Source organism: Billgrantia bachuensis, assembly GCF_011742165.1.
GTDB classification, from domain to species: Bacteria; Pseudomonadota; Gammaproteobacteria; order Pseudomonadales; family Halomonadaceae; genus Halomonas; species Halomonas bachuensis.
Genome location: NZ_JAAQTO010000028.1, coordinates 106,551 through 121,257 on the forward strand (window position 1 = coordinate 106,551; position 14,707 = coordinate 121,257).

Genomic DNA, 14,707 nt, shown 5'->3' on the forward strand with positions numbered 1-14,707 from the left:
GTTACCTCTCGATGTCCGGCATGGTGCCGCTGTTGTGGGTATCGGGTTCAGGGCCCTGGGTGAACCGCGCACCGAGAGCCAGCACCTCGTCCACCAACGCCTGCGCCTGGTCAGGCCCGGTGCGCGCGCCCAGGAAACAGGGGCGGATGGCCAGCCGACCGTTGACCACGGTGGTGCTGGGAATGTGGCGCCCCTGGCGCACCAGCGCACGATGGATCCGTGCATTGAGCGCGTCGAGATCCGGGTAGGCCGCGTTCACGTAGCGGAAGCAACAGATGGACAAAGTGGGCCTCTGCAGGACTTCCAGGTCGGGATGAGCGTCCGCCCGCTCGGCCAACTGGCGTGCCATGGCGTTATGCCGGCGGATTCTCGCACGCAACCCGCCGGCGCCGATCTCCCGCAGCAGCGCCCAGACCACGGCCCCGCGCGAAGGGGCGGACAGCTCCACACCGAAGTCGCTGTACGGAATGCCCAGGCTATCCATGGAATGCTGTGCCGTTTCCTGGGTGCACGCCCGCTCCAGGTAGCTGGAGGCTTCCTGGGTGAAGGCGCGCTGTAGCAGGGCGCGGTCCCGCACGAAAGTGGCGCCGATGCCCACCGGCGCACCCAGCCACTTGTGCGGATCGACGATCACCGAGTCGGCCAGCTCGAGGCCCGCGTACAGAGGGCTGACCTCGGGGTCCAGGATGCCCGGCAGGCCATAGGCGCCATCGACGTGAAACCAGATGGCATACCGGTGCGCGAGAGTGCCGATAGCCTGAAGCGGATCGATGGCCCCGGTGTCCGTGGTACCTGCATTGGCCACCACCGCGACCGGCACCATGGCCTGGTCGCGGTCCCTTTCCAATTGCTGTTCCAGCGCCGCGGGGATCATCCGCCCCTCGGCGTCCGTGGCGATCGTCACCACCGCATCGCGCCCAAGACCAAGCACGGCTGCCGCGCGGCGAATGGAATGGTGGCTGGCGCTGCTGGCGTAGAGACGCGCCGCGCCACGGACGCCGTGCCGTGCCGGATCGATGCCCACTGTCTCGAACGCATGCTGACGGGCCGCGCCCAGGGCGACAAGATTGGCTACCGAGCCCCCGCTGCTGTAGAGGCCCTTCATCGCGGGAGGAAGTTGGAGCAGTTCGGCGAGCCACTCCAGGGACTGCTCCTCCAGGAAGTTGAAGGCGTTGAGCGAGAGGCGCTGAGGCGAGGCCACCGCACCGGCCAGCGTCGCCAGAGCGCCGACCGTGGTCGCGCCCGTAGTGATGAAAGCCGTGCAGCCAGGGTTCGGAATAGCCGAGCCGTTGGGGATCAGGTATCGGGTCATCTCTTCCATGACGGCATCGACCCCGATGCCGAAGGCAGGCAGTGGTCGCTCCAGTACGGCACGCCAACGCGCCGGCTCGTGCATGGCATCGGGATGCTGAAAGGTCAGGAAGCGATCAAGCGTGTGCCCCAGCGTCTGCAGGTAGGTCTCCAGCTTTCCGCATTCAGCCTGTTCGGTCGCCATGGTGCCTCTCCTTTACTCGAAGTATGGTCACCGGCGCTGCCGTCGTCACTGGCGACGGCAACGCGGCGCCTCAAGCCAGCAAACTAGCGCCACTGGCAAGGTAGGCCGTGGTACGAGGGGCTCCGGCGATTTCGACACCGGGAAGAAGATCCTCCGGCGACAAGCCCTTGGCCTTGACGCAAACCGGGCAGACCCAGAGCTGTCCGCCGTTGGCCTGGTACTGGGCGACCAGGTCGGCGATGGGCTCATACCCTTCGGCCACTAGCCCGTCGAGGGCTCCTCTTACGCATAGCTCCGTGGCGTTGGAACTGATGAAGACCGCAGTCTCGGAGGTCTTCGAGGCGCTGCTGGCCAGGATGAAGGCGATGGTGGCGCGTTCCAGGTTGTCGGTACCGTACTGGCAGTTGACCAGGAATTTCCGGTTCGAGAGGTTGTGCTCGGACATGATTGTGCTTTCCTCGGGTTATAGGGGCGATGCATGAAACACATCACCAGCCTAGTGACAGTCTCCCGGGAAGGCTTGAAGGTGAACTGGTGTTATTGTGGTGAAGTGCTGCAGAGCTGACTGAGACGGTAAATCGCCATGCGCTACCGATTCGATGACTTCATTCTGGACACCGACCGCTTCGAGCTGTGCTGCAACGACCAGCCGCTGCGCTGTGAACCGCAGGTCATCGAGCTATTGGTCCTGCTGGTGGAGCACCGCGACCGCATGGTCACCAAGCAGGAGATCAATGAGGTGGTGTGGAGGGGGCGTATCGTCTCCGAGGCGGCATTGAGCAGTCGGATCAAGCTGGCCCGCCAGCTACTGGGAGACGACGGGCGCAGCCAGACCTATATCCGCACGATTCATCGCAAGGGATTCCGATTCATGGGCGTCGTGCAAGCCGACGACCCAGGTGAGTTCGTGCCGCCTGCCACGCAGCTGTATGCCCCCGACCCGTTGCACAAGCCGGCCGTGGTCGTGTTGCCCCTGATCAACCTGTCCCGAGAGGCCGACCACGAGTATTTCGCCGATGGCATCACCAGCGACATCATCGCTCTGCTCAGCAAACATCGCTGGTTGAACGTGGTGGCGCGCAATACGGCCTTCGGTTTCAAGGACCAGGCTCCGGACCCGCTCGAACTGCGCCGGATTCTGGCTATCGACTACGTGGTGGAAGGTAGCATTCAGAGGGCTGGGAATCATGTGCGGATCAATGTACAGCTCGTCGATGCCGCCACACGGCTGACCCGATGGGCGGAACGCTACGATCGGGAGAGGTGCGAAATCTTTGCCCTTCAGGATGAGATCACGGAAACCATCGCCGCTCGGCTGGAACCGGAGATCGGGTTCGCCGAACGACACAAGATCGTGGTATCGCGACCGACGAACATGCAAGCCTGGGATTGCTTCCACCTGGGGTGTTACCACCTGTTCCGCTTCACGGGGGAGGACAACCAGGAGGCCCAGCGCCTGCTGCGCCAGAGCCAGCTTCAAGATCCCATGTTCGGGGAGGCGAAGGCCTGGTGGGCCTATGCCGTCGTGCTGGGTATGGTCTACTGGGACACGCCGCCGGATCGGAAGCTGCTGGACGAGGCGCTCGCCGCCTGTGACAGGGCACTGCTGATCGATCACCAGAACGCGACGTTCCACATGCTGCGTGGCCGTGTGTTGCTGGCTCGCCGGGAATATCGGCGGGCCCTGGCCGATAACCGGATCGCCATCGACCTCAATCCAACCTTCGCCGCGGCCTATTGCGGTATGGGGGATTCATTGGCCTACGAATGTCGCTATGAAGAGGCCATGGTGCAATTCGAACGTGCCATTGCGCTGAGTCCCAACGACCCGCAGCTTTGGGCTTTCTACACCTATGGCGCACTGGCGCTTATCTTCAAGGGTGACTACGAGCGTTCCCTGGAATGGACGGAATGCGCCTCCAACCTGCCCAATTGCCAGTACTGGACCCCCGCTCACCGCGTCGTTGCCCTGGCTCACCTGGGCCGGCGCGATGATGCCGTCGAAGCGAAGGAACGGCTTCTCGCCATACAGCCCGGCTTCAGTTGCGCCTTCGCCACCGAGAAGTTGTTTTATCTTCAGGAATCCAGGCAGGTCATTCATTATCTGGATGGGTTGCGATGGGCGCTGGTGCCGGAGCGTTAGCCAGGGTGTCGCATCGTCGATGACGCCGCCTCCTTACGTCAGTTGCACCAGAGGCACTTGCACCAGAATCAGTGCACCAGCCCGTACCGGCTCCCCGTTTCATTCACGCCCATGGTGCACTCATTGGCTGGGCGTGCACCGCTTCGGTGCGCTAGCGGAACGATTGAGCTTATAGCGACTTTTTGTATACGATATAAATAACTGAATCTGTTCTATAAAACCGATTTTTCACCGTTATGGTACAGCGGTTGCCAGTGAAAGGGGCAGAGCCTCGAAAAGAGGCAAATCCCCGCACAGAAGGCCGCTGACAATGACGGCTCGTTTCGATAGCGCCACGCTTCAGCTTCCCTGCGCCTCCGGCCATTGCTTCGATGGCGGGCGTCGTTGGGCGGCATCGCTCCAGCTTGGCTTCGCCCGGCGCCAGGGCGTTTGCCGCATGGTATCGGCTCGTCACCAGGGCCCGCTGCGGGTGCAGCGACCTTTCTATCCAGAGGGCCGCGATGGCGCCTGCCACGTCTATGTACTGCATCCTCCTGGCGGCCTGGTCAGCGGCGATGCACTGAACGTATCGGCTCGGGTCGAGACCGATGCCCACGCGCTATTGACCACACCTGCCGCCAACAAGCTTTATCGCGCCGACAGCCATGGCGTGGCCTGGGCACAACACACCAGGCTCAGGGTGGATGACGGTGGCGTCCTCGAGTGGCTGCCACAGGAGACCATCGCCTTCGACGGCTCGCGGGGCGAGCAGGTCACGCAGATCGACCTGGCCGGGGATGCGCGCTGTCTGGGCTGGGAAGTGCTCGCCCTGGGTCGGCCGGCCAGCCGCTTGCCCTACGTTTCCGGCCGTATCGATCAGCGCTTTCGGCTCACCCGTGACGGCAAGCCGCTGTGGCTCGAACGCCAACCGCTCGATCCTTCCCATCCCCGTTTCAAGGGTCGCTGGGGGCAGGGCGGCGCCAGCGTACAGGCCACGCTATGGGCAGTGGGCCTTTCCGATGAGACTGGCGCCATCGAGGCGGTACGGGACGTCATCGCGACGAGTCCGCGCTGGGCCGTCACCGTTCGCCACGGCGTGCTGCTGCTTCGCTACCTGGGCAATGAACGCAATGAGGCCTGGGAGCTTTGCCAACAAGCATGGGCATGCCTCAGGCCGTTGCTTGCCTGCATCCCAGCCTATCCTCCCCGTATCTGGCTGACCTGACTTACCAGGAGACTCGCATGGAACTGACCCCAAGGGACAAGGACAAGCTGCTGCTGTTCTCGGCCGCCCAACTGGCCGAGCGACGCCGGGCACGAGGCCTCAAGCTCAACTATCCCGAAGCCGTGGCGCTGATCAGCTTCGAGATCATGGAAGGGGCTCGCGACGGCCGCAGCGTGGCCGAGCTGATGAGCTACGGCCGCGAGATCCTGGGTCGTGACGAGGTGATGGAGGGCGTGGCGGAAATGGTTGACGAGGTTCAGGTCGAGGCCACTTTTCCGGATGGCACCAAGCTGGTCACCGTGCACACCCCAATCGTCTAGGGAGTAAGAAAGGGCCCTAGTTCGCTCAGTTTTAGCTGTTCAACGGTTTTAGCTGTCAACGGCAGCCACAACATAGAGGGAAGGTTCCAATGATTCCCGGTGAGTATCAGTTGAAAGATGGCGAGATAGAACTCTGTGCGGGGCGCGAGCGGATCAGCGTGGAGGTCGCCAATACTGGCGACAGGCCGATCCAGGTCGGCTCCCACTACCACTTCGCCGAGGCCAATCCAGCGTTGGAATTCAACCGCGGCAAGGCGCGCGGTTATCGCCTGGACGTGGCGGCTGGCACGGCGATTCGCTTCGAGCCGGGCCAGACCCGTGAAGTGACCCTGATCCCGTTCGCCGGAACGCGCCAGATCTACGGCTTCCGCGGCGAGGTGATGGGCAAGCTGGATGGAGGTGACGCATGAGCACCAGCATCAGCCGGCAGGCCTATGCCGACATGTACGGCCCCACCGTGGGCGACCGAGTGCGCCTGGGCGATACCGAGCTGTGGATCGAGGTGGAGCGCGACGCGACTCACTACGGCGACGAGGTGAAGTTCGGCGGCGGCAAGGTGATACGCGACGGCATGGGGCAGAGCCAGCGCCTCGACGACACGGTGATGGATACCGTGATCACCAACGCCCTGATCCTCGACTGGTGGGGCATCGTCAAGGCCGATGTCGGTATCCAGGCCGGGCGGATCAAGGCCATCGGCAAGGCCGGCAACCCCGACACCCAGCCCGACGTGGAGATCGTCATCGGCCCCGGTACCGAGGTGATCGCCGGCGAGGGCAAGATCCTCACCGCCGGCGGCATCGACGCGCATATCCACTTCATCTGCCCCCAGCAGGTGGAAGAGGCGCTGATGAGCGGCATCACCACCATGCTTGGCGGTGGCACCGGGCCTGCCACCGGTACCAATGCCACCACCTGTACGCCGGGCGCCTGGCATATCGGCAAGATGCTGCAGGCTGTTGATGAGCTGCCGATGAACATCGGCTTTCTCGGCAAGGGCAATGCCAGCCTGCCGGAGGCCCTGGAAGCCCAGCTCGAGGCGGGCGCCATGGGGCTCAAGTTGCACGAGGACTGGGGCACCACCCCGGCATCGATCGACAACTGCCTGAGCGTGGCCGAGCGCTACGACGTTCAGATCGCCATCCATACCGACACCCTCAACGAGTCGGGCTTCGTCGAGGATACCCTGGCGGCCTTCAAGGAGCGCGGCATTCACACCTACCACACCGAGGGCGCCGGGGGCGGCCATGCGCCGGATATTCTCACGGCCTGCTCGAAGCCGTACGTGCTGCCTTCCTCCACCAACCCGACTCGGCCCTACACGGTCAACACCATCGACGAACACCTCGACATGCTGATGGTGTGCCACCACCTCGACCCCAGCATTCCCGAGGACGTGGCCTTCGCCGACTCGCGCATTCGCCGCGAGACCATCGCCGCCGAGGATATTCTGCAGGACCTGGGCGTGATCTCGATGATCGCCTCGGACTCCCAGGCCATGGGCCGCGTCGGCGAGGTGGTGTGCCGCACCTGGCAGACCGCCCACAAGATGAAGGTTCAGCGCGGCCTGCTGCCCGAGGACGAGGCACTCGGCGCCGACAATTTCCGTGCGCGGCGCTACATCGCCAAGTACACCATCAACCCCGCGATCACCCACGGTATCGCCCACGAGGTGGGCTCCATCGAGGTAGGCAAGCTGGCCGATCTGGTGCTGTGGAAACCGGCTTTCTTCGGCGCCAAGCCGGCGCTGATTCTCAAGGCGGGCATGATCGCGGCCGCCCCCATGGGTGACCCCAACGCCTCGATCCCTACGCCGCAGCCGGTGCATTACCGCTACATGTTCGGCGCTTTCGGCCGTGCCGCCAGCCAGACGCGTCTCGGCTTCGTCAGCCAGGCGGCGCTGGATGCGGGCATCAAGGAGCGGCTTGGCCTGCAGAGCGAACTCTCGGCGTGCCGCGATGTTCGGGGCGTAAGGAAGGGCGACATGAAGCTCAACGACGCCTGCCCGGAGCTCAGTGTCGACCCGCAAACTTATGAGGTGCGTTGCGATGGCGAGCTGCTGACCTGCGAGCCGGCCACCGAGCTGCCATTGGCTCAGCGCTATCACCTGTTTTGAACCATGACTATATCGCCAAGCCAGCTTGTCATCGCGAAACCTCGCGTGACCGCTGATCCCTCGGGCGAAGCGACGCGGTCGATCTTCATGGATGAAGATCGAGGAAAGCCGGCACAGGGATGTGCCGTCTTTCCGACCGCAGGAGTCCGCCCGAGGGGGCAGGGTTTCGGTCACGTGGCGTTGAGCGAGGGCAAGGCTGGCGACCAGCGAAGAGGCACATGCCGATGCTGAAACTGATTGAACGCCTGGGGCCCATCGAGGCGAGCCAGGATATCGACACCCTGACGCTGCCCTACGAGCTGCGTATACGCGGCCGGCTGAAGGCAAAGAGCGATGCCGGCCGCGAACTGGGGTTATTTCTCGACCGCGGACCGGTGCTGCGCGACGGCGAGGGGGTGCGTGCCGAGAGCGGCGAGATCGTATGTATCCGGGCGGCCATCGAACCGGTAGTCACAGCGCGCGTGGCCGCCGGTTTGCCGCTCGCCAGGCTCGCCTATCACCTGGGCAATCGCCACGTCCAACTGGCACTGGGTGAGGATGGACGGGGAGGCTACGTACGATTCCCGCCGGACCATGTGCTGGAAGAACTGTCCGAGCTGCTGGGGGCGACCCTTGAGCGACACGAGGCGCCGTTCGACCCCGAGCCTGGTGCCTACAACCAGCTTGGTCACGCCCATGCTCACTCACACGACAATGGCCATCACCACGAGCACGGCCACTCCCATGCGCACTGAGGCGGCGCCTGTGTCTAGTGAGGCGCAGGGCGACGACCTGGCGCTGCTCGGGCTGATGCAACTGGTCAGTCCGGCGTTGCCGATCGGCGCCTTCGCTTTCTCGCAGGGGCTCGAGAGCGCCTTCGAGCTGGGTTGGGTCAGCGACGAGACAAGCCTGGGCGAGTGGTTGGCCGGCGTGCTCGATGACGGCCTGACCCGCTGCGAATTGCCTGCCCTGGCTCGCCTGCAGCAAGCCTGGGCGAGAGGAGATGGTGAGACGATCAGCTATTGGGACCAGTGGCTTGCTGCCAATCGGGAAACCGCTGAACTGGTGGCGGAGGACGCCCGCCTTGGGGCATCGCTTGCTCGTCTGCTGGGCAGTCTGGGGTTGCTGCCCTCCGATCTTCCAATCAGGGCGCTGGTACTCCCGAAAGAGGCGGGCTACGTGACCGTTTTCGCCTGGGCCGCCCACATGCGGGGGCTGACACCGCGTCAGGCCATGCTCGGCTTCGCTTGGGCCTGGTTCGAGAACCAACTGGCCGTTGCCTGCAAAGCGCTTCCGCTGGGGCATACCTCCGCCCAGCGCCTGATCGAGCGGCTGCGCCCGGCGCTAGTCGCGGCAGTGGATGAGGCGCTTGTGCTCGAAGATGACGAGCTCGGTCCGGCACTGCCCGGTCTGGCACTGGCCAGCGCCCTGCACGAAACGCAGTATTCGCGATTGTTTAGAAGCTAGTAGGAAAAGAGAAGAGGGAAGAGGGAAGAGGGAAGAGGGTAGGCAGGGCGTGAGTGTTCTTCCCTCTTCGAGTCGCGAAGCGACGTCTTCCTTCTCGTGACTTTCCGAACGTCGAATTCATGAAAGGAGCAAGACGATGACACATTGCCTACGCGTCGGCGTCGGCGGCCCGGTGGGCTCCGGCAAGACGGCCCTGCTCAAGCAGCTCTGCCTGACGCTGCGCGACCACTACGACATCGCCGTGGTCACCAACGATATCTATACCCGCGAGGACGCCGACTTCCTGCTGCGCCACGAGGCGTTGCCGGCCGACCGCATTCTCGGCGTGGAGACCGGCGGCTGCCCGCATACGGCAATCCGTGAGGACGCTTCCATGAATCTGGCCGCCATCGACGAGCTCCAGGCGCGCCACCCCAACCTCGAGCTGGTACTGGTGGAGTCGGGAGGCGACAACCTTTCGGCGACCTTCAGCCCGGAACTTTCCGATCTCACGCTCTACGTGATCGATGTTTCGGCAGGCGACAAGATCCCGCGCAAGGGCGGGCCGGGCATCACCAAGTCGGACCTGCTGATCATCAACAAGATCGACATCGCCGAGCAGGTGCATGCCTCGCTGGAGGTGATGGAACGCGACTCGAAGAAAATGCGCGGCGAGCGCCCGTTCGTCTTCACCAACCTCTACGACGGCGTGGGCCTCGAGGAGATCATCCAGTTCATTCTCGACCGCGGCATGCTGCCGGAACGCCGGCCGCATACCCAGTCGGCCAGCGCCTGATTTTCTTTACCACTTCAATGGCAAGGAGAACGCTCCCATGAACCGTCATCGCTACGCTTACGCCTCCCGTCTGGCGCTGGTCGCCTCACCGGCCTTGTTGCTTGCCGCCGGCCTGGCCATGGCTCATACCGGACACGACCACGCTCACGGCAGCGGCTTCGCTGCCGGCCTGACCCACCCGCTGCTGGGGCTCGATCATCTACTGGCGATGCTGGCGGTGGGGCTCTGGAGCGTGCGCCAGAGTCGTGCATTCAGTCTCGCCGCTCCGTTGCTTGCTGCCGGCGGCATGCTGTTGGGGGCGGGGCTGGCCTGGGGAGGGCTGGCGCTTCCTGGGGTGGAGCTGGGTATCACCATGTCGGTGCTGCTGGCGGGAGTGCTGATCGCTGCGCTGGCGAGGGTGCCGGTTGCCGTCGGTGCCGGCGTGGTGGTGCTGTTCATGCTGTTCCACGGCCACGCCCACGGCAGCGAGATGCCTCACGGCGCTTCCATGCTGGCCTACCTGACAGGCTTCACCGTGGCCACGCTGGCGATTACCTATACCAGCAGGCTAGCTGGCGGGTTCCTCATGCAGCGCGAAAACCGTATCGTGCGTGCCCTTGGCGTAGCGCTCACGGCAGCAGGGGCTCTATTCGCCTTTGGCTGAGTCCAAGGTGACGGTGACACGTCCGGCCTGGCCGGACGTGTCGCATTAGCAGAAGTTGACAGAAAACATGGCGCCGCCCAGCTTGAAGGGAGCCAACAAGAAAGGGAGGGCGCATGGACACGCTACTGCTGGCGGTAAAAATCCTCGTCACGCTGTTGGTCGCGATTCTTTTCGTGCAGAACATCGCCCTGGTCGAGGTGCGCTTTCTGACATGGAGTATGGAGCTGCCGCTGGCGCTGCTTTTGCTGGTGATCTATGTGCTGGGTATGGTCAGTGGCAAGGCTCTGTTTCATCTGTTGAGCCGCCTGCGCAACCGTCACCCCCGTCACTGAGACCGGCTCACTCCACATGGGTTACTGCTTCACGCCGCGGGTCGACGTACCAGGGCAGGCCGCGACGGGCGTTGTATTCGAGCTCGGCGATCACTTGGGCGCCGAGCAATACGATCATGGCACCGACTTCCAGCGTGAGCAGGACCACGATCAACGTGGCCAGCGAGCCGTAGACCACGTTTACCAGCGACACATTGAGAAAGTAGAACATCAGCAGGAAACGCACGCCTTCCCACAGCAGCGCCGCGACGAAGCCGCCTATCAGCGCTCTCTTCAGTGCGATTTTGACCACCGGTAGTACCTTGTAGATTGCACTGAAGAGCAAGAAGACACCGATGAAGCTGAACAGATTCAGCAATGGTTCGGAGAGTCCTGCCAGGGGCATGTCGCGCCCGGCCACCACTTGCCACAAGGTGCCGATCGCCTCGGCCAGGGCCACCATCAAGGTCAGCGCCAGCAGTCCGGCGCCCAGCACCAGCATGAAGAGGTAGGGAAGCAGTACGGAAACCCAGATCCTGCGCTTGGGGTGAGCCTCGGGAGTGTGGAAGATGATCGCCAGAGCGTCTTCCAGCATGCGAAAGACGAAGGAGCTGAAGATCAACAGCGTGAGTATGCCGAACAGCCCGATCACGTCGCGTGAGGCCAGCAGGGTGCGCACGGCCTCCATCAAGCCCTCGGCATGGGCGGGAGCGAGGTGTGTGACCTGAATGCTGAGCACCTCCAGCAGCACTGCTTCGTCGACGATCTGAGTCAGCAAAACGCCCAGCAGGGCGAACAGTGGAACGATGGAGAGCAGAATATTGTAGCCGACGCCACCGGCCAGCAGAATGCCGCGATTGCGCAGGAAGGCAGACAGGACTCGCCACAGGAAAGCGCCAATTCGCGGGATCAGCACGAACATGGCCCGCTGCGACCTGTGGTCTCGAGACATGGTAAGGGTCACTCCTTGTGCCGGTTTGGGGATCCTGCTGATTCAAGGTATTCGTGCCGGCCGGCGGCTACAAGCCTGTCACTATGCTGGATGCTTCGTGCAGGTCCGCTACACTGGGGGCTGACGGTGCCTGGTGGTGCCGGGTCGAACTTCCTGAACTGAACAGCAAGGAGAGCTGTATGCGCAATATCATCTATATCATTGGCTTGATCGTGGTGGTGCTGTTTATCCTGTCAATGCTGGGGTTGCGCTAGCCCACGTAGTACTTTCCGAGCCGCGTTCGCTTGACGCGTGTCCCGGCCAGCGGGACTTTGGGAGGCAGGACATGGGCAACCGATTCAGCCGGTTACGCTGGCTGGGCGCTGGGTCGTGTGTGTTGTTGCTGGCTGGCTGCGTTAGCCGTGTCGTGCCTCCAGAACCTGATTCGCTTACCAAGCCTGTCGATGTCTACCTGCTCGATCACGGTCGTCACTCCAGCTTGGTATTGCCACGCGAGGAAGGCGGCGTAGTGCGCTACAGCTACGGCGAATGGCGCTGGTACGTAGAAGGACGCCGCCATCTGCCGACAGGAGCCATGGCCATGCTATGGCCTACCAAGTCAGGGCTTGGGCGAGGCGTGTATCCCGCTATCGACACACTCGAGCAGTTTCATCGGCTGGCTCCGGAAGGGTTGACCGATGTCTACCCGTTCCCGGTCGAGGCGGGGCGCGTCCTGGCCTTGCGGCGACGGCTCGATGGGCATTTCGAGCGAGCCGACGTCGAGCCGATGTCGAGCGACGAGTTCGGACTTGAATTCGTCCCTTATCCGCGAGGGTATTCTGCCATCCACCAATCGAACCTGGTCGTAGCACGCTGGCTACGCGCATTGGATGTCGAAGTTCATGGCTCACCCTGGTTCTCCCGTTGGCGAGTTGCCACGCGTTGAGCTCCCATTTCGCTGCATTGTGCGGAGCTGAGCCAAGGGCAGGCTCGCTTTCTTTCGCCCATGGGTATGGCTATGTATGCTGAAGAATGAGCGGCAAGAGAATACCAAAAAGAACCATCTGGAGGGTTTAGCCCATGTCGGAGACACCCGAAAGTCCACTCTACAAGAATAGGCGCGTCTTGGCCCTGGTGGCCGTGGCCGTGCTCGCCATCATCTGGGCAATCTTTGCTCACAACAGTGCCACTGATCACCGCGACCGCAGTGAAGCGCTCGAAGAGCAACTGGCGGCGATCGAGGGCGAGCATCAGGATCTGCTTGCGGAACTCAATGAGCGTAACCAGGCCGGTGAGGATATCGAGTCGATGGAAGCACGCTTGGCCGAACTCGAAGAGGAGCGGCAGTCGACCGAAGCGGCCCTGCATGACGAACAGCAAGCGGCTCGTAGCGAGATAGAGCGTCTCGAGGGTGAGGCCCAGCAGGCCGAGGAGCGTCTCAGCCAGCTGCAGGAAGAGCAGTCCTCGCTGGAGAGCGATCTCGAGGCGCGTCGCAATGAGCAGGCCGAGATCGAGGAGACCGTAGCGGCGCTGCGCGAAGAGTACCAGCAAGTGGACCAGGCCCGCGTCGAAGCGGAGGAAGCCCGACAGGCGGCGGAGCAGGCGCGCCAGGAAGCCGAATCCGCTCGTCAGACAATCGAGGAGGAACGCCAGCAGGCCGAGGAGGCGCGCCAGCAAGCCGAAGCGGAACGCGAGCGGGTTCAGTCGGAACTGGGCGACCTGCGGGAGAAGGCGGATGCCGCCGAGGAGCGCTTGAATACCTTGAACGCGGCGATCGACGAACGCGAGCAAACCCTTGAAGCACTCGAGAACGACATCGAGGCCATGGAAACCTTGCGTAGCGAGATCGAGAGCGAAATGGGCACCCTTCGCGATCAGCGTGACAGCGCCATGACCGAGTTGGAGTCGATCCGTCAGGAGCGCGATGAGCTGACCAATGCCATCGATGCGGGGCGCGACGAACTACGCCAGGTCGAAGAGCAAGTCGAGCGTCGTCGGCAGCAGCTGCGGCGTCTCGAAGCACAGCTCGCCGAGTGGCGAGATACTCTGTCCGAGCTGGAGCTGGACAGCGCGGAAGAGAGTAACGCGAGTCAAGGCCAGTCCCAGGCGCAGCAAGGCCAGTCTCGGGAGCAGCAGGGCCAGCCGCAGGAGCAGCAGGGCCAGTCTCGGGAGCAGCAAGGCCAGCCGCAGGAGCAGCAAGGCCAGTCGCAGGAGCAGCAAGGCCAGTCTCGGGAGCAGCAGGGCCAGTCCCAGGCGCAGCAGGGCCAGTCTCGGGAGCAGCAGGGCCAGCCGCAGGAGCAGCAAGGCCAGTCGCAGGAGAGTGATACGGAAAACGAGGAGGCCGAGGAGAGCGCAGAGGCCGAGGAGAGCTGAATTGGCAAGGTTCATGTCGGCGGCGGGCTTCGGCCCGTCGCAGACCATTTCGGCCATCAGGAAACGGCGCGCTATACTGGCGCCCGTTCAGCTACCCTAGAGTAACGCGACAATTCTCAGCACAAGGAGCGGAATGTGATCGAAGGGGTCAAGCATATCGTGGCGGTGGCCTCCGGCAAGGGCGGGGTCGGCAAGTCCACGGTCACCGTCAACCTGGCGTTGGCCATGGCGGCCGAGGGCTATCGGGTGGGTGTACTCGATGCCGACATTCATGGCCCCAGCCAGGCCCAGATGTTGGGTGTGCCGGAAGGCGTAAGACCCCAGCAGGCCGGCGAGAACAAGTTTCGGCCTCTGGAAATGCACGGCCTACAGGCCATGTCGATGGCTTTTATGGTCGACACGCGCGAGCCCATGGTGTGGCGCGGGCCGATGGTCGCGGGTGCCTTCCAGCAGCTGCTGACCCAGACGGCATGGAAGGATCTCGACGTGCTGTTCATCGACATGCCCCCGGGCACCGGCGACATTCAGCTGACCCTGGCGCAGAAGGTGCCGGTGGATGGTGCGGTAATCGTCACGACACCACAGGACATCGCGCTGCTCGATGCCCGCAAGGGTATCGAGATGTTCCGCAAGGTGAACGTGCCGGTGCTGGGTGTGGTGGAGAACATGAGCTTGCACGTATGCTCCAACTGTGGCCAGGCCGAGCCGATCTTCGGTGAAGGTGGCGGCGAACGCATTGCCGACGAGTACGATACGCGGGTGTTGGGCCGGCTGCCGTTGGCGCTGTCTATCCGCGAACAGGTCGACGGTGGACGGCCGACGGTGGTCGCCGAGCCGGAGGGAGAGGTGACCGGCACTTTCCGCGCCATGGCGCGGCAGATTGCCGAAGAACTCGAGGGCCAGGCGCCAGGTGAAGGTCCAAGCATCAGCTTCAGCGATTGAGACCATTG

Annotated in this window: 16 protein-coding genes; 13 read left to right on the forward strand and 3 right to left on the reverse strand. The window is 63.4% G+C overall.

Going from position 1 to position 14,707, the window contains the following annotated elements:
- Window position 1: 1 nt before the first annotated feature.
- Together HBJ55_RS11195 and HBJ55_RS11200 are read right to left on the reverse strand one after the other, a co-directional pair.
- Window positions 2-1,495 carry a pyridoxal phosphate-dependent decarboxylase family protein gene (locus tag HBJ55_RS11195; RefSeq protein ID WP_167114390.1) on the reverse strand — a complete coding sequence of 498 codons (1,494 nt, stop codon included), beginning with the start codon at window positions 1,493-1,495 and terminating at the stop codon, window positions 2-4.
- Between the two features lie 70 nt (window positions 1,496-1,565).
- On the reverse strand, window positions 1,566-1,940 hold the full coding sequence (locus HBJ55_RS11200; RefSeq protein WP_167114393.1) for a DsrE family protein: 375 nt from the start codon (window positions 1,938-1,940) through the stop codon (window positions 1,566-1,568).
- Between the two features lie 138 nt (window positions 1,941-2,078).
- On the opposite strand from HBJ55_RS11200, the gene HBJ55_RS11205 reads away from it, so the two are divergent.
- The 10 genes from HBJ55_RS11205 to HBJ55_RS11250 all read left to right on the forward strand — a co-directional run bounded on the left by HBJ55_RS11205 (window position 2,079) and on the right by HBJ55_RS11250 (window position 10,474).
- The gene (locus HBJ55_RS11205) at window positions 2,079-3,638 is read left to right on the forward strand and encodes a winged helix-turn-helix domain-containing tetratricopeptide repeat protein (RefSeq protein WP_167114396.1); all 1,560 of its coding nucleotides are present in this window, start codon (window positions 2,079-2,081) and stop codon (window positions 3,636-3,638) included.
- A 310-nt stretch (window positions 3,639-3,948) separates the two neighbouring features.
- Window positions 3,949-4,842, forward strand: coding sequence for an urease accessory protein UreD (locus HBJ55_RS11210; RefSeq protein ID WP_167114398.1), 894 nt, complete (start codon window positions 3,949-3,951; stop codon window positions 4,840-4,842).
- Between the two features lie 17 nt (window positions 4,843-4,859).
- A complete protein-coding gene (locus HBJ55_RS11215) occupies window positions 4,860-5,162 on the forward strand; it encodes an urease subunit gamma (RefSeq protein WP_167114401.1) in 303 nt (100 codons plus the stop codon).
- 89 nt (window positions 5,163-5,251) lie between these two features.
- A complete protein-coding gene (locus HBJ55_RS11220; RefSeq protein WP_167114404.1) occupies window positions 5,252-5,572 on the forward strand; it encodes an urease subunit beta in 321 nt (106 codons plus the stop codon).
- On the forward strand, window positions 5,569-7,278 hold the full coding sequence (ureC, locus tag HBJ55_RS11225) for an urease subunit alpha (RefSeq protein WP_167114406.1): 1,710 nt from the start codon (window positions 5,569-5,571) through the stop codon (window positions 7,276-7,278). The genes HBJ55_RS11220 and ureC overlap by 4 nt, the downstream gene beginning before the upstream one ends.
- A 224-nt stretch (window positions 7,279-7,502) precedes the next feature.
- Window positions 7,503-8,012 (forward strand): urease accessory protein UreE, encoded by a 510-nt coding sequence (gene ureE / locus HBJ55_RS11230; protein ID WP_167114409.1) that lies wholly within the window; start codon window positions 7,503-7,505, stop codon window positions 8,010-8,012.
- Entirely contained in the window at window positions 8,002-8,724 is a 723-nt protein-coding gene (locus HBJ55_RS11235; RefSeq protein ID WP_167114412.1) for an urease accessory protein UreF, read from the forward strand. The genes ureE and HBJ55_RS11235 overlap by 11 nt, the downstream gene beginning before the upstream one ends.
- A 136-nt stretch (window positions 8,725-8,860) precedes the next feature.
- Window positions 8,861-9,499, forward strand: a complete 639-nt coding sequence (gene ureG / locus HBJ55_RS11240) for an urease accessory protein UreG (protein ID WP_167114415.1) — start codon at window positions 8,861-8,863, stop codon at window positions 9,497-9,499.
- A 37-nt stretch (window positions 9,500-9,536) separates the two neighbouring features.
- Entirely contained in the window at window positions 9,537-10,142 is a 606-nt protein-coding gene (locus HBJ55_RS11245; RefSeq protein WP_167114418.1) for a HupE/UreJ family protein, read from the forward strand.
- Window positions 10,143-10,255: 113 nt separating this feature from the next.
- A complete protein-coding gene (locus HBJ55_RS11250) occupies window positions 10,256-10,474 on the forward strand; it encodes a lipopolysaccharide assembly protein LapA domain-containing protein (RefSeq protein ID WP_167114421.1) in 219 nt (72 codons plus the stop codon).
- Window positions 10,475-10,481: 7 nt separating this feature from the next.
- On the opposite strand, the gene HBJ55_RS11255 is transcribed toward HBJ55_RS11250, so the two are convergent.
- Window positions 10,482-11,405 (reverse strand): YihY/virulence factor BrkB family protein, encoded by a 924-nt coding sequence (locus tag HBJ55_RS11255; protein ID WP_167114424.1) that lies wholly within the window; start codon window positions 11,403-11,405, stop codon window positions 10,482-10,484.
- Between the two features lie 325 nt (window positions 11,406-11,730).
- On the opposite strand from HBJ55_RS11255, the gene HBJ55_RS11260 reads away from it, so the two are divergent.
- From HBJ55_RS11260 to apbC, 3 genes are all read left to right on the forward strand, one after another.
- On the forward strand, window positions 11,731-12,330 hold the full coding sequence (locus HBJ55_RS11260) for a hypothetical protein (RefSeq protein WP_167114427.1): 600 nt from the start codon (window positions 11,731-11,733) through the stop codon (window positions 12,328-12,330).
- A 134-nt stretch (window positions 12,331-12,464) separates the two neighbouring features.
- Window positions 12,465-13,757 carry a coiled-coil domain-containing protein gene (locus tag HBJ55_RS11265; protein ID WP_167114429.1) on the forward strand — a complete coding sequence of 431 codons (1,293 nt, stop codon included), beginning with the start codon at window positions 12,465-12,467 and terminating at the stop codon, window positions 13,755-13,757.
- A 135-nt stretch (window positions 13,758-13,892) separates the two neighbouring features.
- Entirely contained in the window at window positions 13,893-14,699 is an 807-nt protein-coding gene (gene apbC, locus HBJ55_RS11270; protein WP_338072004.1) for an iron-sulfur cluster carrier protein ApbC, read from the forward strand.
- Window positions 14,700-14,707: the final 8 nt, after the last annotated feature.